Source organism: Mucilaginibacter paludis DSM 18603, assembly GCF_000166195.2.
Taxonomy (GTDB): domain Bacteria; phylum Bacteroidota; class Bacteroidia; order Sphingobacteriales; family Sphingobacteriaceae; genus Mucilaginibacter; species Mucilaginibacter paludis.
On record NZ_CM001403.1, the window covers coordinates 1,964,596 to 1,982,824 of the forward strand.

Annotated in this window: 11 protein-coding genes; 3 read left to right on the forward strand and 8 right to left on the reverse strand. The window is 41.0% G+C overall.

Annotated features, from left to right (window positions below; translation table 11 throughout):
• The first annotated feature begins 8 nt into the window (after positions 1-8).
• Positions 9-758, forward strand: coding sequence for a hypothetical protein (locus MUCPA_RS08295; protein ID WP_008505708.1), 750 nt, complete (start codon positions 9-11; stop codon positions 756-758).
• A 90-nt stretch (positions 759-848) separates the two neighbouring features.
• Here the strand turns inward: MUCPA_RS08295 and rfbD are convergent, their stop codons facing one another.
• Entirely contained in the window at positions 849-1,709 is an 861-nt protein-coding gene (gene rfbD / locus MUCPA_RS08300; RefSeq protein ID WP_008505709.1) for a dTDP-4-dehydrorhamnose reductase, read from the reverse strand.
• A gap of 403 nt (positions 1,710-2,112) precedes the next feature.
• On the opposite strand from rfbD, the gene MUCPA_RS08305 reads away from it, so the two are divergent.
• Both MUCPA_RS08305 and MUCPA_RS08310 read left to right on the forward strand, forming a co-directional pair.
• Positions 2,113-2,829 (forward strand): hypothetical protein, encoded by a 717-nt coding sequence (locus MUCPA_RS08305; RefSeq protein ID WP_008505710.1) that lies wholly within the window; start codon positions 2,113-2,115, stop codon positions 2,827-2,829.
• A 165-nt stretch (positions 2,830-2,994) separates the two neighbouring features.
• Positions 2,995-4,167, forward strand: a complete 1,173-nt coding sequence (locus tag MUCPA_RS08310) for an acyloxyacyl hydrolase (protein WP_008505711.1) — start codon at positions 2,995-2,997, stop codon at positions 4,165-4,167.
• A gap of 205 nt (positions 4,168-4,372) precedes the next feature.
• On the opposite strand, the gene MUCPA_RS08315 is transcribed toward MUCPA_RS08310, so the two are convergent.
• The 7 genes from MUCPA_RS08315 to MUCPA_RS08345 all read right to left on the reverse strand — a co-directional run bounded on the left by MUCPA_RS08315 (position 4,373) and on the right by MUCPA_RS08345 (position 18,099).
• Entirely contained in the window at positions 4,373-5,602 is a 1,230-nt protein-coding gene (locus tag MUCPA_RS08315; protein ID WP_233276848.1) for an exo-alpha-sialidase, read from the reverse strand.
• A gap of 487 nt (positions 5,603-6,089) precedes the next feature.
• Positions 6,090-8,357: an alpha-2-macroglobulin family protein gene (locus MUCPA_RS08320; protein WP_008505713.1), complete on the reverse strand. Its 2,268-nt coding sequence runs from the start codon at positions 8,355-8,357 to the stop codon at positions 6,090-6,092.
• 45 nt (positions 8,358-8,402) lie between these two features.
• The gene (locus MUCPA_RS08325) at positions 8,403-11,933 is read right to left on the reverse strand and encodes a carboxypeptidase-like regulatory domain-containing protein (RefSeq protein WP_008505714.1); all 3,531 of its coding nucleotides are present in this window, start codon (positions 11,931-11,933) and stop codon (positions 8,403-8,405) included.
• A gap of 271 nt (positions 11,934-12,204) precedes the next feature.
• A complete protein-coding gene (locus tag MUCPA_RS08330; RefSeq protein WP_008505715.1) occupies positions 12,205-12,972 on the reverse strand; it encodes a hypothetical protein in 768 nt (255 codons plus the stop codon).
• 3 nt (positions 12,973-12,975) lie between these two features.
• Positions 12,976-16,200: a TonB-dependent receptor domain-containing protein gene (locus tag MUCPA_RS08335; protein WP_008505716.1), complete on the reverse strand. Its 3,225-nt coding sequence runs from the start codon at positions 16,198-16,200 to the stop codon at positions 12,976-12,978.
• A gap of 170 nt (positions 16,201-16,370) precedes the next feature.
• Complete coding sequence (locus MUCPA_RS35815; protein WP_008505717.1) at positions 16,371-17,384, reverse strand: FecR family protein; 1,014 nt, start codon at positions 17,382-17,384, stop codon at positions 16,371-16,373.
• 133 nt (positions 17,385-17,517) lie between these two features.
• Positions 17,518-18,099, reverse strand: a complete 582-nt coding sequence (locus MUCPA_RS08345; RefSeq protein WP_169316159.1) for an RNA polymerase sigma factor — start codon at positions 18,097-18,099, stop codon at positions 17,518-17,520.
• Between the last annotated feature and the right edge of the window lie 130 nt (positions 18,100-18,229).

The following is an 18,229-nucleotide window of genomic DNA, read 5'->3' on the forward strand; positions in this document are numbered from 1 at the left end:
ATATCATTATGAAAATATTAAAAAAAGCAACCTTTCTGTTGTTCGCTACCGTATTGTTGGCCTCTTCATGTACCTCGCCCACGCAGGACATTAAAATAGTTATCGATACCAACGTGATCAAATATTCATCCTTGATCCATATTACTGATGCTGCTGATCCAAGCGTTACACCCGCAGGTATTGTATTGACCATCACCGGGCAGGACGCTGATAAAATTTACGAGATTTCGGGCAAAAAGAATTTCACAGTAAGCGGCGGCATCATAACTATAGGAGTTGCTCCAAGTACCACGCCAACAGTTGACAAACCCGTTAAAATTAACGTTAATATCACTGCTCCGGGATATACTCCAGTTACACAAGCAATTGAATTTAACCCAGGAGTAATGCAGCAAGTAAATAACATTAACCTGCTAAAAATAGGCTCCCCACCTGTTGTTACACCGCCGGTAGTTACGCCGCCTACTCCGGTAGTGCTTACACCAATAACATTTAATTTTATTGGGATATGTGTTAATAAATCCAATTTCGAATTGAGGCCAAGTATTTATATATTCTATAGAGAAACAGGATCTGCTACAGCTTTCCAATACTTAGGTTATATGGACAAGGGACAAATTACAGCATCGTTAGTGATGGGTAAGAAATACGATTTCGAAATGACCTATGCTTCAGTTAACTATATTGTTACCGAAACAATTGCTCAAACTGCTTATACAGAAAAAGTAACCTTGGGAGATATCTGCAACTCTTTTTAAGTGGTTGTACATAAATTAAACAAAAAAGCCGGTTAGGACCAAGTTCAACCGGCTTTTTTATTTACTAAGGTTTATGGTTAACGGTCAAAATTACGCCAACAATTTAGCAATACAACCTTGCAGGCTATACCTCCAATAAGGAATGTCCAGTTTGAAAGTATCTTTAATTTTACCCTTGTCCATTACTGAAAATACAGGTCGTTTAGCAGGTGTTGGATACTGGGAGGTACGGATAGGAAAAACACTGATTGCAATGCCGGCAATATCAAAAATCGCCTTTGCAAAATCGTACCATGATGCTACCCCCTCATTACTATAATGATATATGCCGTAGGCTGCCTTATTATCTGAGTTAATTATCGCTACAATAGCTTGAGCCAGGTCGATAGCATAGGTGGGGGTACCAACCTGGTCTGAAATTATATTCAGTTCACTTTTTTCTTTCGCCAACTTCAACATAGTTTTAACAAAATTAGCTCCAAATTCAGAGTAAAGCCAACTGGTACGCAGAATGTAGTAGTTGTCGATATATTCGGAAATAACAACTTCACCCTCCAATTTAGTTATACCGTAAGCATTGATCGGATTAGGTGTATCCATTTCAGATAATGGATACGGCGAGTTGCCGTCAAAAACAAAATCGGTTGAAACATGAATTAAAGTCGTGTCAAACTCCTTGCACAACTTGGCTATATTTTCTACACCGTCTCTGTTTACTTTCCTTGCTGTATCTAAATCACCTTCAGCCTTATCAACCGCAGTATACGCAGCACAATTGATACAATAGTTAGGATTGTAAGTAGCAAACGCCTTCGTTAGAGCATTAACATCCAATATATTTGACTCTTCTTCTGCCAGAAAAAAAAACTCACCGGTTGCATTTTCACCGGTGACAAACTTTAGCGATTGTCCCAATTGGCCTGAAGCGCCAAGTACAATTATTCTATTCATTTACTATTAATATTATGAGATTGGAAACAAAACTAAACAGTATAAGTGGAAATTAAATTCAAAAGGAAAATCGCCCACTCAGCATTCGCTAAGGTAGAAAAAGATTTGGAGAGAAACTGGCTACATTGCCAAAACAAGGCATGGATAGTAACCTCGTTTTTAATGATAAAAACCGGCAACAACAACGCTATGAAAGGGCACAATACTACAATTTAAGTTTCAAATTAGCTTTCTATCTTTAACCCAATGTTAAAAAATTGCGAATAATATCACAAAATGGCCTATAAGCAATAAAAATCATACCTTTACAAATAAATATTAATAAAGAAAATAAAAATCAATTTTTTTTCTTTATTTTCACATATTGAAATATGTACATGTTAATTACGATAAATCAAATTTTATGCATACAACCTTTAAGATCTTTATTACTACATTAATAACAACTTTGTTCTTTTCTGTTTCGGGCTATTGCCAATTAGACTATAACTATGGCCTAAATACAAAAGGGTTTAGATTAGGCATTGGAGGTGGTGGAACCGTTTTACAAACACACTTCGCACAAAACCCAATAAAACCGCTGTTTGTCGCTAATCTTGATTATGATTTCAATCCATATTTAAGCATTGGCGTTGAATATCAAAAAGGCACATTACACGGAGATGATTCAAAAGGTTATCTGTTTGTCAAATCATCTGACATTGAATTTAGTGCCGTAAATCTTAATTTAAAAGTAAGTGTTGGTCAATTTGTAAATTATCAAACCAGCACCGTACTCGGCGAGGCTATAAAAAGATTTTATGCGGGAGTTGGCATCGGTGGCATTAGTGAACCTTTAAAGACAAAGAAGTTTCAATACAATTTAGCAAACAGACCGGATCCAACTTTTTCATCTGAGACGAAAAAAAACCCTATCTATGTTGCAATCCCGTTAAATTTTGGAACAAATATTAATTTGAGAGGCCTTTTCGGGATGTCAGACAAGTTTGAACTCAATCCTAACTACCAATTTACTTATGTCAACACATACTACCTTGACGGATTCAGAACTTCAACAACAAATAGCCACTTGAAAGGTTTTTATAATGCCCTAACCCTAAGTCTTAAATACAAATTTTAAATAAAACAATAATTTGACTTGGAGCTTATAACACTATTTTTTGAATACTAATTTAAAAATCAGCCTTTTCAATTGAAACGGCTGATTTTTAGCAAATATTGATAACGTTGTGATTAAAGAGAGTATGCTTCTGATTTCATCCTTGAAATAATCCTATTCATCAAAATGGTCAAAAAGCTATTCTTTTCAGTCGCCGTATACTTGCTTATTTTGTTTTCAAACGATGTAAATGCACAATACAAAAACAGCGTCGAAATAACCCCAATTGCCAGCCTGAAAGTATTTTCGGCTGATAGTACATTAAGAGGATCCTCATGGGGATTAGAAGCAACCTACCGCATCAACATGGCCGATAATAAGGCAGACTGGGTAAAAATGCTCAATGTTGCAAGCATTGATATTTCTGCATCTTACCGAAACCTTGAAAGTATATACTTAGCCAAAAATTTTGCATCGAAAGGTTTTTTGGGAAATTACTATGGCATAGTAAGCAAAGTTGATTTCTGCATAGCTGAATCAAACAAAACAAAAATTTTACTTACTCCCGGATTTGGCTTGGGATATGCAACGCAAACGTTTTATACCAACAATAACCCACTGGTAGGCAGTCATATCAACTTTACCGCCCAAGTTGGCTTAAAGGTAATCGCCGCCTTGTCGCCATCGGTTAGATTAGTTGGAGGATTAGATTTATACCATTTCTCTAATGCTGCTTTTAAACTATCTAACTATGGGGTAAACTCAATCAATGCTTCAATCGGCATCGACAAAGACATTAATATATCTGCGCCTTCAACCTCCAAAAATTTATTCCAACATTACACTAAACATTCTTTTGAATTTGGAGTTGATATTGGCCGAAGAGGCTTAGTTCAGGAAGGCGGAGGAATTTACGGCCAAACGGCAATAAATCAGAAAAAAGCCACATCGATGCTTTATCAATCCGGCCTTTACGCTGGCTACAATTATCGGTTGAACCCTGTGTTGAGTTTAAGAGCAGGGGTAGATGCTGTATATTACTACAAAACATTTGAAGTCAATAATTTTTATGCTACGTACCAGGAGTTAGGAACTTCTTATGACAGGGTTCGCGCTGGTGTAAGCTTAGGTACCGAGTTGTGGTTAGGCAAAGTATCCATCCCTTTAAACTTTGGCCATTATTTTCATTTCAAGACATTTACACCTACTAACACTAAAACTTATTTCCCGCCGGATTTTTATTGGACCTTTGGTGCACGGTATTACTTAAAACCTTGGGTAGCGATAGAAGCGAAACAATATTTGCACAGAACTCAAGCTGATTTTGCAGGGTTGGGATTGATATTTAAAATTCGCTAATGAAGTGAACAATTAGGTTTTGACAACATGATCAATGTATAAAAAAGTTCAAGCAAAGAGATAGATGCGAGCTATAAAACTACACCATCATTGAGCGACTAAATGAACTTACATTATCAATATATAAGCGGAACTACCTGAGGCACAGTATAATTATAATTATAACGAATTATATGTTAAATTTAATTTAGAAAGGCCTGAATGATTACTTTTTTGAAACCGTGCTCCTATAAAAAACGCCAATATCCCCATTAATAATATCTTGTTCAGTAAATGAGGTATGGTTTATCAAGCCTGCTCCATATCGATCAGCATCGTTTACCATATGAATTACATTATCAGTTGTCTGAACAGCATCAGGATAACTGGGTGCCGCGACTATATCGTTTTCTACCAATACCGATTTATATTTCCAGCTCACGCCATTATTTACCGATAAAAAAACCGTCAAGTTAGTTCTGTAAAAACTATTATTAATAATTAATAAGATATTACCACTTTTTAACTTTCCAATGAATACCCGGGAAGCAGCATTAGGAAATATTGTTTTAAAGCCGCTAATAGTATCCCAACTACTGCCATTGTTATAACTATTTGAATATTGAATATTACCGGCATTATTACCTGCCCCCGTTCGCGTAAGCGCAAACAAATGGCCATTGCCTAAATCGGTAACCATGTGCTCAATATTGAGTCCGGTTTGGGGCTGAGCTGCTGGAAGGTAAGAAATTTTCAGGAAACTATTTTTTATCGCAAAGCTCCCTTTATAAATAAAAGCACCATCGAGGCCAGCCGGTGTAGGTGATGATCTCCAAACACTTATCGGGAAAATAATATCAGCGTTGTTATTGATACAGATGGGTTTATTCATCATTATTCCATCGGACAACCTTCTCGGAGTATCAAATCTTAACGTATCGTTTACAAGTGCCATCCTTGAGTACCAAACCCCGCCTACGCCATCCCACACCAAGGTCGATTTTACTTTAGCCCAGAAGAGATAAACATTACCATAAGGGTCTGTCCATAAGCATGCGTCAAAAAAGCGAACTAAACTCTTGGCAGTAGGCGTAATCACAGCCTCATTATCCAACCAGGTTTTTCCAAGATCCTTGCTAACGGAAACCGTGATATAGTTACCTGGCCCCTCTCCATTTGTACCGGAGTACCAAGCCGTAAACAAATTATTACTTTTATCGGCTGTGATGGATGGTATGCCTTGCCAGCTTCTGTTTAAAAATGCGGTATTTGCTTTCTGCTTAACTAAAATCTGTCCTTCTAAAGATTCATTTGTATTTCCGTCTGAAAAAACCGTTGGATCCGCAATGGCTGTAGGAACCATTGGGGATGTATTGACATTTACATTAGCTGTAGGAACGCTTTCTATAATGATTGATGTATCATTTTTTTTGCATGAATACAAAACAAAAACCAATAACAAAAACACGTAAAAATGCTTCATGGGCAAATAGCTATTCTTAAATTAGGAATAGCTAAATAACTGAATTTTAGTCAATTTACAAACTTTTTTTTTAATTAAAGGTCAAAAAATATTTGACAATTTAAGCTATACCTTATATTATCAAATCAAAATTAATAATCTGAAGATTCTTAAAGTTAGGATTGACAAAAACTCTGGAAATAAAAAATTATTCTTCCTGAATTTGATCTTGTTGGAGAAAAAAGTGCGATTACTTAAAAAATGTTATTATATGAATAAGCAATCGCACGTAGGTAGCTTTGCTCGAGATAGCTGGCAATTGCATCTTCCCCATCAATGATATTTAGCTATTGGATATTGAAAAGCAAGAAGCACGATATCTATAGGATCGCACTTCAAATTCACGCTGTATACTTTAGATTATCTCTTTCCTCTTTTTAATGGCCGCATATAAAGAATCAACAACCAACTTTATATCCTATCACTCAATACTCACCTTCCTCATGTCCTCCCTGCCATAAAACACCGGGAAATACATCATCTCGGCCTTTGCAGGGTTAAGGGTATAGGTACCACCATACCGGGGCATCAGTTTAACCGCAAACTGATATTTACCTTGTTTAAGCTTGCGGCAAAAAATGCTTACTTTGTTTTTAAAGTATTCGCGGTGAATTTCGTTGCCCCAGTAATTTTGCTCCTTACCGTTGTACGAGCATCCCGCCGGTATAGGGATCTCTATCATCACAAAATCGGCATCGGCACGGGCTGTTACTTCGGCTACCAGGTTTACGGCCTGCCCACCTTTTAATTTACCTGCCCTCTGCTGGTCCTTTTCAAACCAGGTATTTACTGTAAAATCCTTACTTACTTTAATGGGCTGCCTTTTCCAAAACTGCTGGTACCCGGTTATATAAACGGGCAGTTGGCCGCTCTTGCGGATGCGCAGTGTTGAATTGGCACTTAATGTAGCAGTGTATGGAAACTGGCTGATCGTTTCGTTCTTCTCGCCGCTCAAGGTGATAGACGGGGGTTGAGGCAAGCGCCCTCCGGTAAGCAGATCGGGCAAAATGGTTTCTAATATTAAGGATGATTCGTAGGTATTTCTCCAATAGCCATCCTTACGCTGCTCTAAAAAATAGTTCCTTATTTTAGCTAATAGCTCCGGATGCCTGCCATCGTTTTTAAACAATTGATAAGCCATGATACTCAACTGGATGGAATTATCAAAAAAGCGGTAATTGTTCTCGCCCCAATAGGTATTTCCAAACATCGTATGGCGCTGGTATTTCAACAGGCTATCCAGGTTCACCTTGATACCTGCCTGTTGCTTAATCAGCATCAAACGCATTTTTTCGTACGATGAACGCTCTTCTTTAGGTTTCAATTGCTTTTCATAAGCGGTAATCAAACTGGTATAATTGGCAGTAGAGCCCAATTTCATCAATAGGCTCAAGGCATCAAGCTTATTTGCGCCATTGTAGGATGTTACCTGGTATAACAGATAATCTATCAGTTTTTGCTTATCCAGTTTTACCTGGTAGCCCTCCTTTTCGGCATCTATCAGTGCCTCGGCGGCATGCAGGCTTATCCAGAGCTCCTCGTCGGTATCTTTCCACCAGCCCCAGGTGCCTTCTGAACGGCGGTTATCCTGTAGTTTTTTGATCAGATCCAAAACATTTTTGTTCCACTTAAAGGGTTCGCCCTGGTATTTGCGGATCCGCTTTTCTACCAATAAGCCCTTTAATTTAGATGCCAGCTGTTCGTTACACAGGTACTCATAATCGCGCAGGCGTTTAACTTCGTCAATTAACACCGGCAGTACAGATGCCTCGGCCCTAAAGGTTACCTTGCCCAAAGCCACATCAAATTTCAAAGTAAGCGTGGTATCCTTTTCCAAATCGGCAAAGGTGCCCTTGGTTTCTAAAACCCCCTGTTCAAAAACCGGGATGGCACGCCGTTCCCCGTCAAAATAACCATTGTCTTTTTTCAGGGTATACTCAAACTTTAAGCTATCCACATCAGCCGCTACCACCTTAAAGGTATCAATCCAGGCGTTTTTGATATTCAGCAAATTCTGTTTAAAATCTTGCCCGTTGTATTTAAAATTGCGGTTCAGGGCAACATCGCCTGTGGTATAATTCATTATTTTGCCAATCACATTCATCTCATCGCCCTTAACAGCAAATTGCGGCGTAACGATGTTAGCGCTCAATGATTTAAAGGACTTTATTTTCCCTTCTGTATAGCCCGACTGCTTACCGGCCATGCCAATAATCAGCGTACGCCAGCTGGTTATATCATCCGGAAAAACAACATTGAAACTGGCCTTACCTTGCGCATCGGTTTTAAGTTTGGGTTGCCAGTAGGCATAGTCAGCAAAATTGGTACGCAAGGTTTGCTGCGGCCCCGGTGTTCCGGTATCGGCATTTAATCCTTTCTTTTTTGTTGTAATCACAATCACGCCATTGGCAGCCCTTGCGCCATAAATCGCCGTTGCCGCTTCGCCTTTCAGCACGCTCATATCGGCAATATTTGCCGGATCAACCGAGGCGCCGTTTTCAACTACAACACCATCTACCACATACAGGGGGGTATTGGCAACCGATAAGGAACTATTACCACGTACCATTACGCCCGCAACTTTTCCCTGTAAAGCGCTTACAACCGATATGGCCCCGGTGAGGTTAGCCCTCCTTTGCGAACCGTAACCTACCACAACCACTTCCTGTAGTTGCTTAGCCGATTCCACCAGTGTAACTTTAACATCAGTGGCTCCGGGTGAAATAGCTACGTCCTACGTTTGGAAGCCGATAAAGGCTACCGTCAGTCTGCCCTCCCCGGGTACATGGATTTTAAAATTACCGTTGATATCCGTCACGGTACCATATTTTGTGCCTTTGATTAGTATAGCTACACCCGGCAACCCTACCTGCTGTTTATCCACAACCTGGCCACGCATTTCGTTTTTAAAGTTGGAGTTATCGAGGTATTGCGCGTTAAAGGCTTCCTTTAGTTTCAGTTTATCAGCGTCCTCATCATTCCGGATGCCGCCCTCACCAGGTAAACTATTGGTTATCGCTGCTATTTTGATGCTTACACTATCGCGCGGCCTAATTTTGCTGAATGTTATTTTTTTGTAATTGATGCCTTCGCCTTGAACAACAACATCGTTCTGGATATAATAAGCATCGTTTTTTAGCAGAAAGAATAGCCGGTAATTGCCTGGTTCCAGGTATCCCATATCAGTTGTTGCCCCGGGATACACCCGGATATAATCCGGATTATCATACCGGTAAACAATAATATTTTTGATAATAGGCAGTTGGCCGTAAGCCTGGTTGCTTATTGTGTTGTAACCATTCACGCTGATCAACAATTTACCATTACCCCGCGCCGGTAAATACTTATTTTTAAATGATGCCGTGCTATGCGCACGCTCATCAAGGTAATGCTGCCAAAGCGTATCGGCTTCCTTTAAGGTTAAGGCATATTGCCTGTAATCTGGAAAACTTTGGTTATTGGCGTATAAATGGGTGTCGAAAGGATATTTGCCTGGTATTGATTTTTGTTTGATGAGCCCTGGCTGAAACTCAAACGAGTAATCAGACTCCGCTGTAAAATAGCGGACCGGCTCCCCACGCACTTCCAGGCTGGTGGTGTTAGAAACTAAGGGCCCTGCAAGAATTTGGTTTTCGCGGTAGCCATAATTAAAACGGTAATTATTAGTCTGAGGATTAGGGTTTAACAGAATAACATGATCGCCCTGGTTCAGGGTAGCCATTTTATCACCAAAATTATCCACCACCTTAATCATATATTGATCAACCAGGCGGGCCTCGTAAGTGGTTAGGCTATCGGGCATTTTTTTAAACTGCGCTATATGGTTTAAAACGGTATCGGCATTAATACTCAATATCAGTTTTTTCCCTTTGGTAACAACTACATTATCCAGGCTGATGTTTTGGTTGAGCGTTCTGAAAATGAGGCTATGCTTGCCCGGGCTAACTATAAAACTGTAACGCTGCAACTGCCCGGCCTGGCTAAAATAAACAGGAACACGATCAATATAGAGAACGTGCACCGGGAGTACATTGCCATTTTTAACTATAAAAGGTGCTATCTGGGCCGATGTATCGGGGGCAGGCTCCTCTATCCTAAAAATATCTGTTGGATGGGTAAATTGATAGTAAACAATGCTATCCAAGCCCATATCCCGGCCCCACCTTTTCCAGTTCAGTTCAAAAGCCCCGTTTTCGGCCTTGTCGTCAATCTCGAGCTTTCTTTTTAATTTACGGCTACCATACAGCCGTCCGAAATAAGGTATAGAGGGCACGTAGAAGTTTTTAAATTTGGAGGTGACCGCCATGGCTGTCAGGTCGGCATCGGCAACGGGCTTGCCCAGTGCATCTTTTACGGTTATTTCTACAGGTACCTTTTGCCCTGGATTTACCGCCACCGGCTGATTGACATCAATAGACAGTAAATGGTCGCGGTAAATGATGGCTACCTCGTCCGACTTTGATTCGCCACCCCAGATGTAATTGATCAGCATAAAAACATTGCCCTGGTGATGGTATTGTTTTTTGTAGTAGAGGTCGGTCGCCTTGCCGCCGTCAATCATTTTGTTGCCGCTAAAAACGGTGTACCAAAACGGGATATGCCGAGGGTTATCAACTTGAATAAACAGCGAATCGTTGGTGCGATAGGCCGATGTAGTGATATTGGGCGCATAGTCTTTCAGCTCTGCAAACGCCATATCTTTGTCGCTTTCTATATCATATTTTTTAATATGAGGATTAATAACAAATTTGGCGGGCAAGGTAATATTAGCTGCCGCGATGCTATCGTTGTTTAAATTATAAGATGTGATGGTGGCTCCTTTTGTGATCTCCTTGCCGTTTAGCCTGTAATTTATTTTTAACGTATCCTGATCCAGCTTAACATCAATTTTTTCGGCTTCATCATTAAAAGTAAGTTGTTTTGATTGCCGTTGCTGCTCGTTATTGCTGTTTAAAAACAGGGCCTCCACCTCGTAACGGAGCGTAGCCTTCGGGAATATGGAATCGGGGATGATGAGTTTGGTTTCGCCAACGGCATCCAACTGCAATTGGTGCCTCCATAAGGTATCGGGCACAAAAACCTTATCGCTATGGTAGGTTTCTATATTCCGGGTGTGCAGCGTAATTTCTGCGCGGCCATCGGCAACGGGTAAATCATTTTCATCAACCGCCTTTAAATACAAGGATACCGGATTGCCGGGCGAATGCTCTTCTTGATCACTACGAAGAGAAAATTTGACTGATTTGAGCTCATATTCCTCGTAACGGAAATAGCCGGATAGTAATACATTATCCTTGGCGGTTTCAATAGGCGAGTTTTCGAGGCTTAAAGTATAATTGGCGTCCAGTGTCAGCTTTAAACTATCGCTCAACACCAAAGTACTTTCAAAGGCGCCATCGCGGTAACTTTTAACTGTACCGATAATTTTCCCCTTCTCGCCATATTGGCTGCCTCTTAACCTCACAAACAAACTTTTTTGTTTAACGGGCATTTTATTGTTTTTATTAAAAATATAGGCCTTAAATTTTACAGTATCGCCAGGTTTATACATCGGCTTATTGAAAACCATATAACCGGTATAAGGCGACGGACGGTAACTATTATGATTTTTACTGAACAAGTTTTTTACAGGAACCCATATATAGCTAAGCGGGGTATGATAAGCGAGCTTTCGCCAAAATGCCGGCCATTGGCTATAGTGATATTGTTCTTGCTTAGTTACGGTAAAGTAATTGGCTACACCCGCGTATACTACCTTGAGCAAGAGGTCTTTTTTGCCATACCTGGTATGGTAAAGCTGTAGCCCGGCATCATATTCCACCTTCTTTTTATTCAGATAAACCAGGGCATTATTAACCGGCGTTCCATTAATATCCAGCAATACAAAACGTAAATCCTTACGGTTATCCAGGATATTTAAAAAAGCGGAATGGTTTTCAATCAGCTCGTAATTAAGCTTATTGTAGCCTGCAGATACTTTAAGGTAATTGCCAGGGGCCAGTTGCGGAAGCTTGAAATTATCGGTTAATGCCGAATCGATAGGCCGCAGCAATAGCTTATCGGTTATTTTAGATTGCTCACCCTTATAAAGCAGTTCTGCATCAGCGTCTTTTAACGGGTAGATATAAGTATAGTATCCGCTGGTGCGGCTATTGGTTAAAGGCTTTTGCGCCTGGCAAATGTAAAAGCTAAAAACGGCTAATAGTAAGGCGGTAAAGGTTTTCATAAACAGGTTTTTGGTAGCAGATGCTTTTGCACCTAACATTCCATAAAATTTATGAAAAAAAATGGTTAATCAAATGCGGCAGGTTATAAATGAGTTTTTTAGTAACATCTTATAGCCGCGGCGGGGTACGTAGCCGTGTGGTGTATAACTTTGTATTTTGAACATGTTAAAATTAACATAAGTGTGCATAACAATAAACAGGCATACCTGACAAGGCTGCCTGTTTATTGATTAACCCAAGCGGTAGTTTTTGCATCCATATCTGCTGTAAGGTTGCTAAACCTGATAAGATGCCCGGCATATCGGTAAGCTATCTGCTCAAGATCAGGCTACACGACACGTTATAATATTTGCCATTAATTAACATGCTGGTTGTTTTGGTTGGTGTGACAGCATTGCCCAGCGATATCATAAAAAGATTTTCTTTGGTGATAGTGGCGCTGAACGAGGTATTGGTATAAACTGCACCCTGATTATTCAACAAGGGCAGGCCGGTATTGGGATTGATATAACTAAACTTGTACAACTGCTGTACTACATCACCAATTATCTGTCTTTTAACAATATACAGTTTGTCGTTATCGGTATAGTTAGCGGTTACATCGTGCAGGGTATCTAAAGGGATGTATACGCCGTTGGTGGCATAAAAAGGTAAAACTACAATATCTACTTTGGCGTAAGGCAACGCGATAGCGGCCAGGTTGGCAATTTTGATCTTCATATAGCCGGGAGGGGCAGGCGAAACACCGCTTAGCGGGCTCCGGCTAATCACAGGTCTTTGTGTTGTATCAGCCTGGTTAACAAAGAATGTTTCACCGCCTGAAATGTTCAAAACGGTATCTAAAATAATTTTTTTAGTGCTCGTTTTAACAATTGTAAATCTGTCATCGCCGTAAGCCGCCGGTACATCATATCCAAAAGAGTAATATTTACTTTCCGCACCAATTTGCATATCCTGGTTAACGCTTTTGTTCACAAAAGTAACTTTGGTGAATTTTAAGCTTGCTATAACTTCGGATTTTTTGCAGGCAGCCACGCAAAGCAGTATGCCCAACAGGATCAATAATCTGTTTTTCATGTTTTAAAATTTATAAGTGACCGATAGGTTAGGTGTTATGCCGTATTTGATCCGGTAACGGATCAGATCGAACTCTTTATCATATTTATCTGTTCCGTAGGATGGGGTATAGTTGCTGGTGCCGCTTTCTTGTTTATATCCGTTCGAGTTGAGATAATAGAATGAAGTTGAATTGAGCAAGTTGCCTATGTTCAGTTTTACTTCCATCTTTTGTTTTAAAAAGCGGCCATATACTTGCAGGTCTACCAGGTCGCGACCGTTTTCATATTCGGTAAGGTTTGGATTGCTGCTAATGGTATAAGTGCGGCGGCCTGAGCGGTTATAATTTACAGTAAAGCCATACCTGCTTGCACTGTAGCTCACACCGGCATTGACCGAATAAGGCGATTGGCCGTATAAGGCCCTGGTTTCTTTATTCTCAACTATACTACCATCACCCAGGGTTGATAGCGTATGAATGCTTGATTTGATGATTGTTCCGTTACCAAAGAGCGTGGTGTTGCGCAACCATGGCTTATCGGCTATAAATCCTAATGATTTACGCACTTCCATTTCTATCCCGTAGTTAACGGCATCTTTTTGATTTTGAAAACGGTAACGCGTTACTTTACCGGTAGCATCCTGATCAACCACCAACTCAATAGGCTTATCGAATGATTTATAAAAGCCAGATACCGAGATAATTTCGCCAGCCGATGGGTACCATTCGTAACGCAGATCGCTGTTATTGATCTTTGTACTTACAACATCGTCGCCTACAATGTCGGCATTCAAAAAAGGATCGTAGAAACCAAAATACGAGGTCTCCCTAAAATCCGGCCGGATCACCGTTTTGGCGAATGATGCGCGGAAATTCATTTTAGAGGTGATGCTATAAGTTAAGTTAGCCGATGGTAAATAAGTGGTGTTGTTTTCACCGGTAACATTCCGTAAACTCGATTGATCCGAAATTAATGGCTGCCGGTTCTTTAATTCGTATTTTTCGCCGCGCATGCCGTATACAATGCGGATCTTTTTCAGGAAACGCTGATCGAGCATCAGGTAAAAAGCGTGGAAGCGCGATGTGCCGTTAAATTGCGAGCCGTTACCGCCATCTGCCAGGTAATAAGCCTGGTTGGAATTGGTGCCTGCGCCTATATTTTCGGGCGCGAGTATTTCCTCGTAAGTACGGCCAAACGAATCAAAGGCGCGGTCTTCAGTCCGGATCTTCAATGTGGTGGCGCTCAGGCCGCGTTGTTTGTAAATGCCGCTGTAACCGCCTTTAAACAAGCTTTTATCGCCCAAAAAGTTAAAAGGCTGGCTCAGGCTTCCTGCCCAGTTGTAGTCCGTCTCTTTGGTATCGGTAAATAAGCGGTAGTCATAATCGGGCGAGTTTTGAGCAGGGTTAACAACATTAGGGGTTTGGTAATATTCCACACCGTTATTCCGTCCAGTAAATTGGTAAGTGAACTTGGTCCGGTCCTTTACTTCCTGCCTAACCGAGGTGATTGCTCCAAGCCAGGTCAATTTAAGCCCTTTGCTGGTTAAGGTATGTTCGCCATCAAGTTTGTGTTGAAAAATGCGGGTAATCTCCGGGTCTTGCAGGTTTTTCTGTGAGCGGGCATCGTCGTTATCAAAACCCACATTAGCGATCATCCCCTGCGAGGAGTTAAGGGTGTTGTTGAAGATTTGCGAATACAAATTTTTCAAGCCTATTTTATAGCCTTTGCCCTGTGTCCCCACATTAACCTGGGCGCCAATGGTGGTATTGTATTTGTAAATATGCCCATTACGGCGGCGGTTAACGCTGTCAATATAGTTAGGCCCCGCTACCGGGTAACCATAGTTTCCCTCAAAGCCCCTTACATCCTGAAATTCGTTGGTTTCCTGGCTGTGTCGTAAACTGAAGCCCGTAACAAAGCCTATTTTCTGATCGCTTTTTAAAGTATATACGCGGCCTAACGATAGGCGGTAATTTTGGTTGGCTCCTCCGGTAGAACTGTAACGTTTAAAGGCATCCGGATTAAACAATTTACTTTGCGGCACAGCATAATCAGGCGGGTTTCCGCTTCCCCATGACTGGATATTTGGCGGTAAACTGCGGTGCCCATCGTCAAAGCCCCAAAAATCATATTTACCTCTCCTGCCAGATTCGATAAAGTCTTTTCCGAGGGTGAGGGTATTGAAGCCTGTACCGGCAGACAATATGGTAAAGTTTTCTAAAGGGATATCCAGCGTGTTTACCGAAACTTGCCCGCCGGCAAATTCGGCAGAGATATCCGGCGTGGCCGTTTTGTTAACCACCACATTACTTACCATTTCAACCGGGATCACATCAAAGGCAAAATTACGTCGGTTCATATCTGTGCTGGGTAGCGTGATGCCGTCAATCATCCCCTGGTTATAACGTTCGGTTAAGCCGCGCACAATAACGTAACGGTTATCTACGGTGCTTAATCCGCTCACACGTTTTAAAACCTGGCCCATATTGTTATCAGGTGTGCGGGCCATTTGCTCTGCCGATAACCCATCGGTGATGCCCGCCGCGTTTTTTTGCTGAGCGTATAAACCAGCTACCGATTCCCTTTTGTACGATGACTGTATTACAACCGCCTTTAAAGCAGTAGATGCCGTAAGCAAAACAACATCCAGTTTGGTAAGGTTGCCGGCAGTTACCACAACATCGGCAATGCGTTTGGTTTGATACGAAATATAGCTAACTTCTACAGTATAGGTCCCTGGCGCGGCAGTGATACTGTAACTACCATCTACGGTGCTTGAGGAGGTTGTATTCAATTCTAATAGCCTAATATTGGCGCCCGGCAGGCTTTCGCCCTTATCGTCTACAATTTTACCGTATATTTTACCTTTATCTGCACGGGAAGGCTTAACGTCGATGATCACATAGTCTTTAACCAGGCGATAGGTTAAGTTGGTGTTCGAAAGTATATTGCGCAGGGTTTCGCCAGCGGTTATATTAGTGCTATTCAGATTTACTTTTTTACTTTCTTTTTGAACCACTTCGTCAAAAAAAGAAATGCGGATACCACTTTTTCGCTGAAGCGACAGGAGGCTTTCCTGTATGGAGGCGTGCCGCAGGGCGATATTGATCTTAACCTGATCAAGGTTTTGGCTTTTGACATTACCAGCAAGCAATAGCCCCCCAAAGGTTATTTGTATAGCCAGGATAATAAAAGAGCACCGCATAATAAATAGAATAGATGAACGTAGTTGTACTACATTTTGCATATTTTTGGATTGTTAGAGTTGTTTGTGAAAATTGCTTTAATAGTGCTCACCGACCTTGTCGGCAGCATTTTGGCCTTTAGCATAGCGTCGTCGAAAACTTAATGCTAACAGGTAAACAGATAGCCGTTCCTGCTTGCAGGAGCGGTTTTTATTTTTGATAGGACTTTAAATCATCTGCCTCCGTTTTTTAGGATGTTAAAAGACCGGCCCGAGCCCTTAAATTTGAGATGGGTTGTATTGCAAATAATATCAAGTGTACGGCTTAAAGGGTTGCTCGCATTCACCATTAACGTAACGTGGTAGTTTTTTATCCGGCTATCGTTAAAAGTAATCTTCACGTTATAAGCGCGTTCCAAAGTTTCGGCAACGTCGGCAAGTGATGCCGAAACAAAATTGAGGTTACCATCCTTCCAGTCGCGAATGCTTTGTATATCTACCTGGCTGATACAACTGGTTTGTGCAACTTCATCCCACTTTACAACCTGGCCGGGTATCAATACAGCCAATGCCTTTAACTTATTCTTGTCACCGGCGTCGCGGTCTACCCGTACTTTGCCGGTGGCTACAGAAACCGTCATAATTTTACCGGGAAAGGCATCAATTTTAAAAGATGTACCTAATACCCTGGTTTGAACTGCTCCGCTATGGATAATAAAAGGGTGCTTTTTATCTTTCGCGACCTCGAAAAAGGCTTCGCCAGTCAGGGATACTTCCCGGCTACCTTCACCAAATTTTTCGGGGAATCTGAGCTTGCTTTCCGCACCTAAATAAACAACAGAGCTATCGGGCAATATAATTTGAGATCGCTGTCCGCGAGGGTTTACCTTCTCCAGCATAGCCATAACCGGCGGCTGTCTGGTTCCGCTAATCTGATTTTTAAAAAAATAAAAGCCCAGGGTAATCAACAGCAAACCAGCTGCCGCATATTGAAGCCAAGCCGAGCGCCATAGCGGTTGGATAGCGGGCAGGATATGCTTTTGCTTAAAACGCCTATTCCAATCCGCACTTAAACCATCGGGCACCGCATCTGTTGTAAATTGTGCAAAATCATCTTCCAGCAATTCGTCCAATGCCTGCTGCCATTCGGGCTGTGTTAAAAATTCTTTAACCTGGATCATCTCAGCAGCAGAACATTGTTCGTGCATGTATTTGATCAGCAGCTCCCTCTTTATGGCATCCTTCATTAATATCAATTTAGTACTCTTTATCCATTACCGTAAAAAAAGAAGGAGTTCCCCATCAGGAATGAAGAATTATTTCTATTTAGATATAAGAAACTGAATATCAGAAGTTAAATATTGAAAACCTGTAGTTAGATTAACCTAACAAACACCAAATGATGAGTAAGGTAACATCGCTATGCTTTTGCAGATGTTTACGAACGATCGCTATCGCATCTGTTAGATGCCGATCGACAGTTTTAGAAGAGATACTTAATTCTTTGGCTATTTCTTTATAAGATAAGCCTTGTTCATGCCGCATTTCGAGGATCAACTTCCTTTGCGGACTTAATTGGACCAAACTTTTGCGGTATAACACAGATAACTCAGCTCCGTGCAGGTGATCATCTGCCCGCAGCGGTGAAGCGATAGCATGCATCGTATCATCCACAGCAACAAACTCCATTCGCTTTTTACGGTAATTATCAATCAATGCCGCCTTCAAAGCATGGAAAAGAAAAGGTGCTAAAGATTGATTGTTGTTTACCAGCTCATCCTTTTTTTGCCATACTTTCAGCATCATATCCATCACCAGTTCCTCTGCAAGTACACTGTCATTGCTGTGGCGAAAAGCAAAGCGATACAGTCTATAAAAGTGAAGTTTAAATAGTTGATCGAATGCCCGATTGTCACCATTTTTCCAATTGGTGATTAATGAATATTCATCTTTTGAGTTCAATGGCATCCGTTGATGTTATGCCATCAAAGGTAACCTGTTATAAAGGCGGGTCGAATTATATTAAGGTTAAGTTTGTGTTACCATCTACGCGCTAAATTATTGCACATGGAGATAGAATTACCGGCAAATA

What these genes read in the sequence shown, in the direction of transcription:
- MUCPA_RS08295 (WP_008505708.1), top strand. Translation starts at nt 9, where the DNA reads ATGAAAATATTAAAAAAAGCAACCTTTCTGTTGTTCGCTACCGTATTG.
- MUCPA_RS08310 (WP_008505711.1), top strand. Translation starts at nt 2,995, where the DNA reads ATGGTCAAAAAGCTATTCTTTTCAGTCGCCGTATACTTGCTTATTTTG.
- MUCPA_RS08325 (WP_008505714.1), bottom strand. Translation starts at nt 11,933, where the DNA reads ATGTTAGGTGCAAAAGCATCTGCTACCAAAAACCTGTTTATGAAAACC.
- rfbD (WP_008505709.1), bottom strand. Translation starts at nt 1,709, where the DNA reads ATGAATAGAATAATTGTACTTGGCGCTTCAGGCCAATTGGGACAATCG.
- MUCPA_RS35815 (WP_008505717.1), bottom strand. Translation starts at nt 17,384, where the DNA reads ATGAAGGATGCCATAAAGAGGGAGCTGCTGATCAAATACATGCACGAA.
- MUCPA_RS08305 (WP_008505710.1), top strand. Translation starts at nt 2,113, where the DNA reads ATGCATACAACCTTTAAGATCTTTATTACTACATTAATAACAACTTTG.
- MUCPA_RS08335 (WP_008505716.1), bottom strand. Translation starts at nt 16,200, where the DNA reads ATGCAAAATGTAGTACAACTACGTTCATCTATTCTATTTATTATGCGG.
- MUCPA_RS08330 (WP_008505715.1), bottom strand. Translation starts at nt 12,972, where the DNA reads ATGAAAAACAGATTATTGATCCTGTTGGGCATACTGCTTTGCGTGGCT.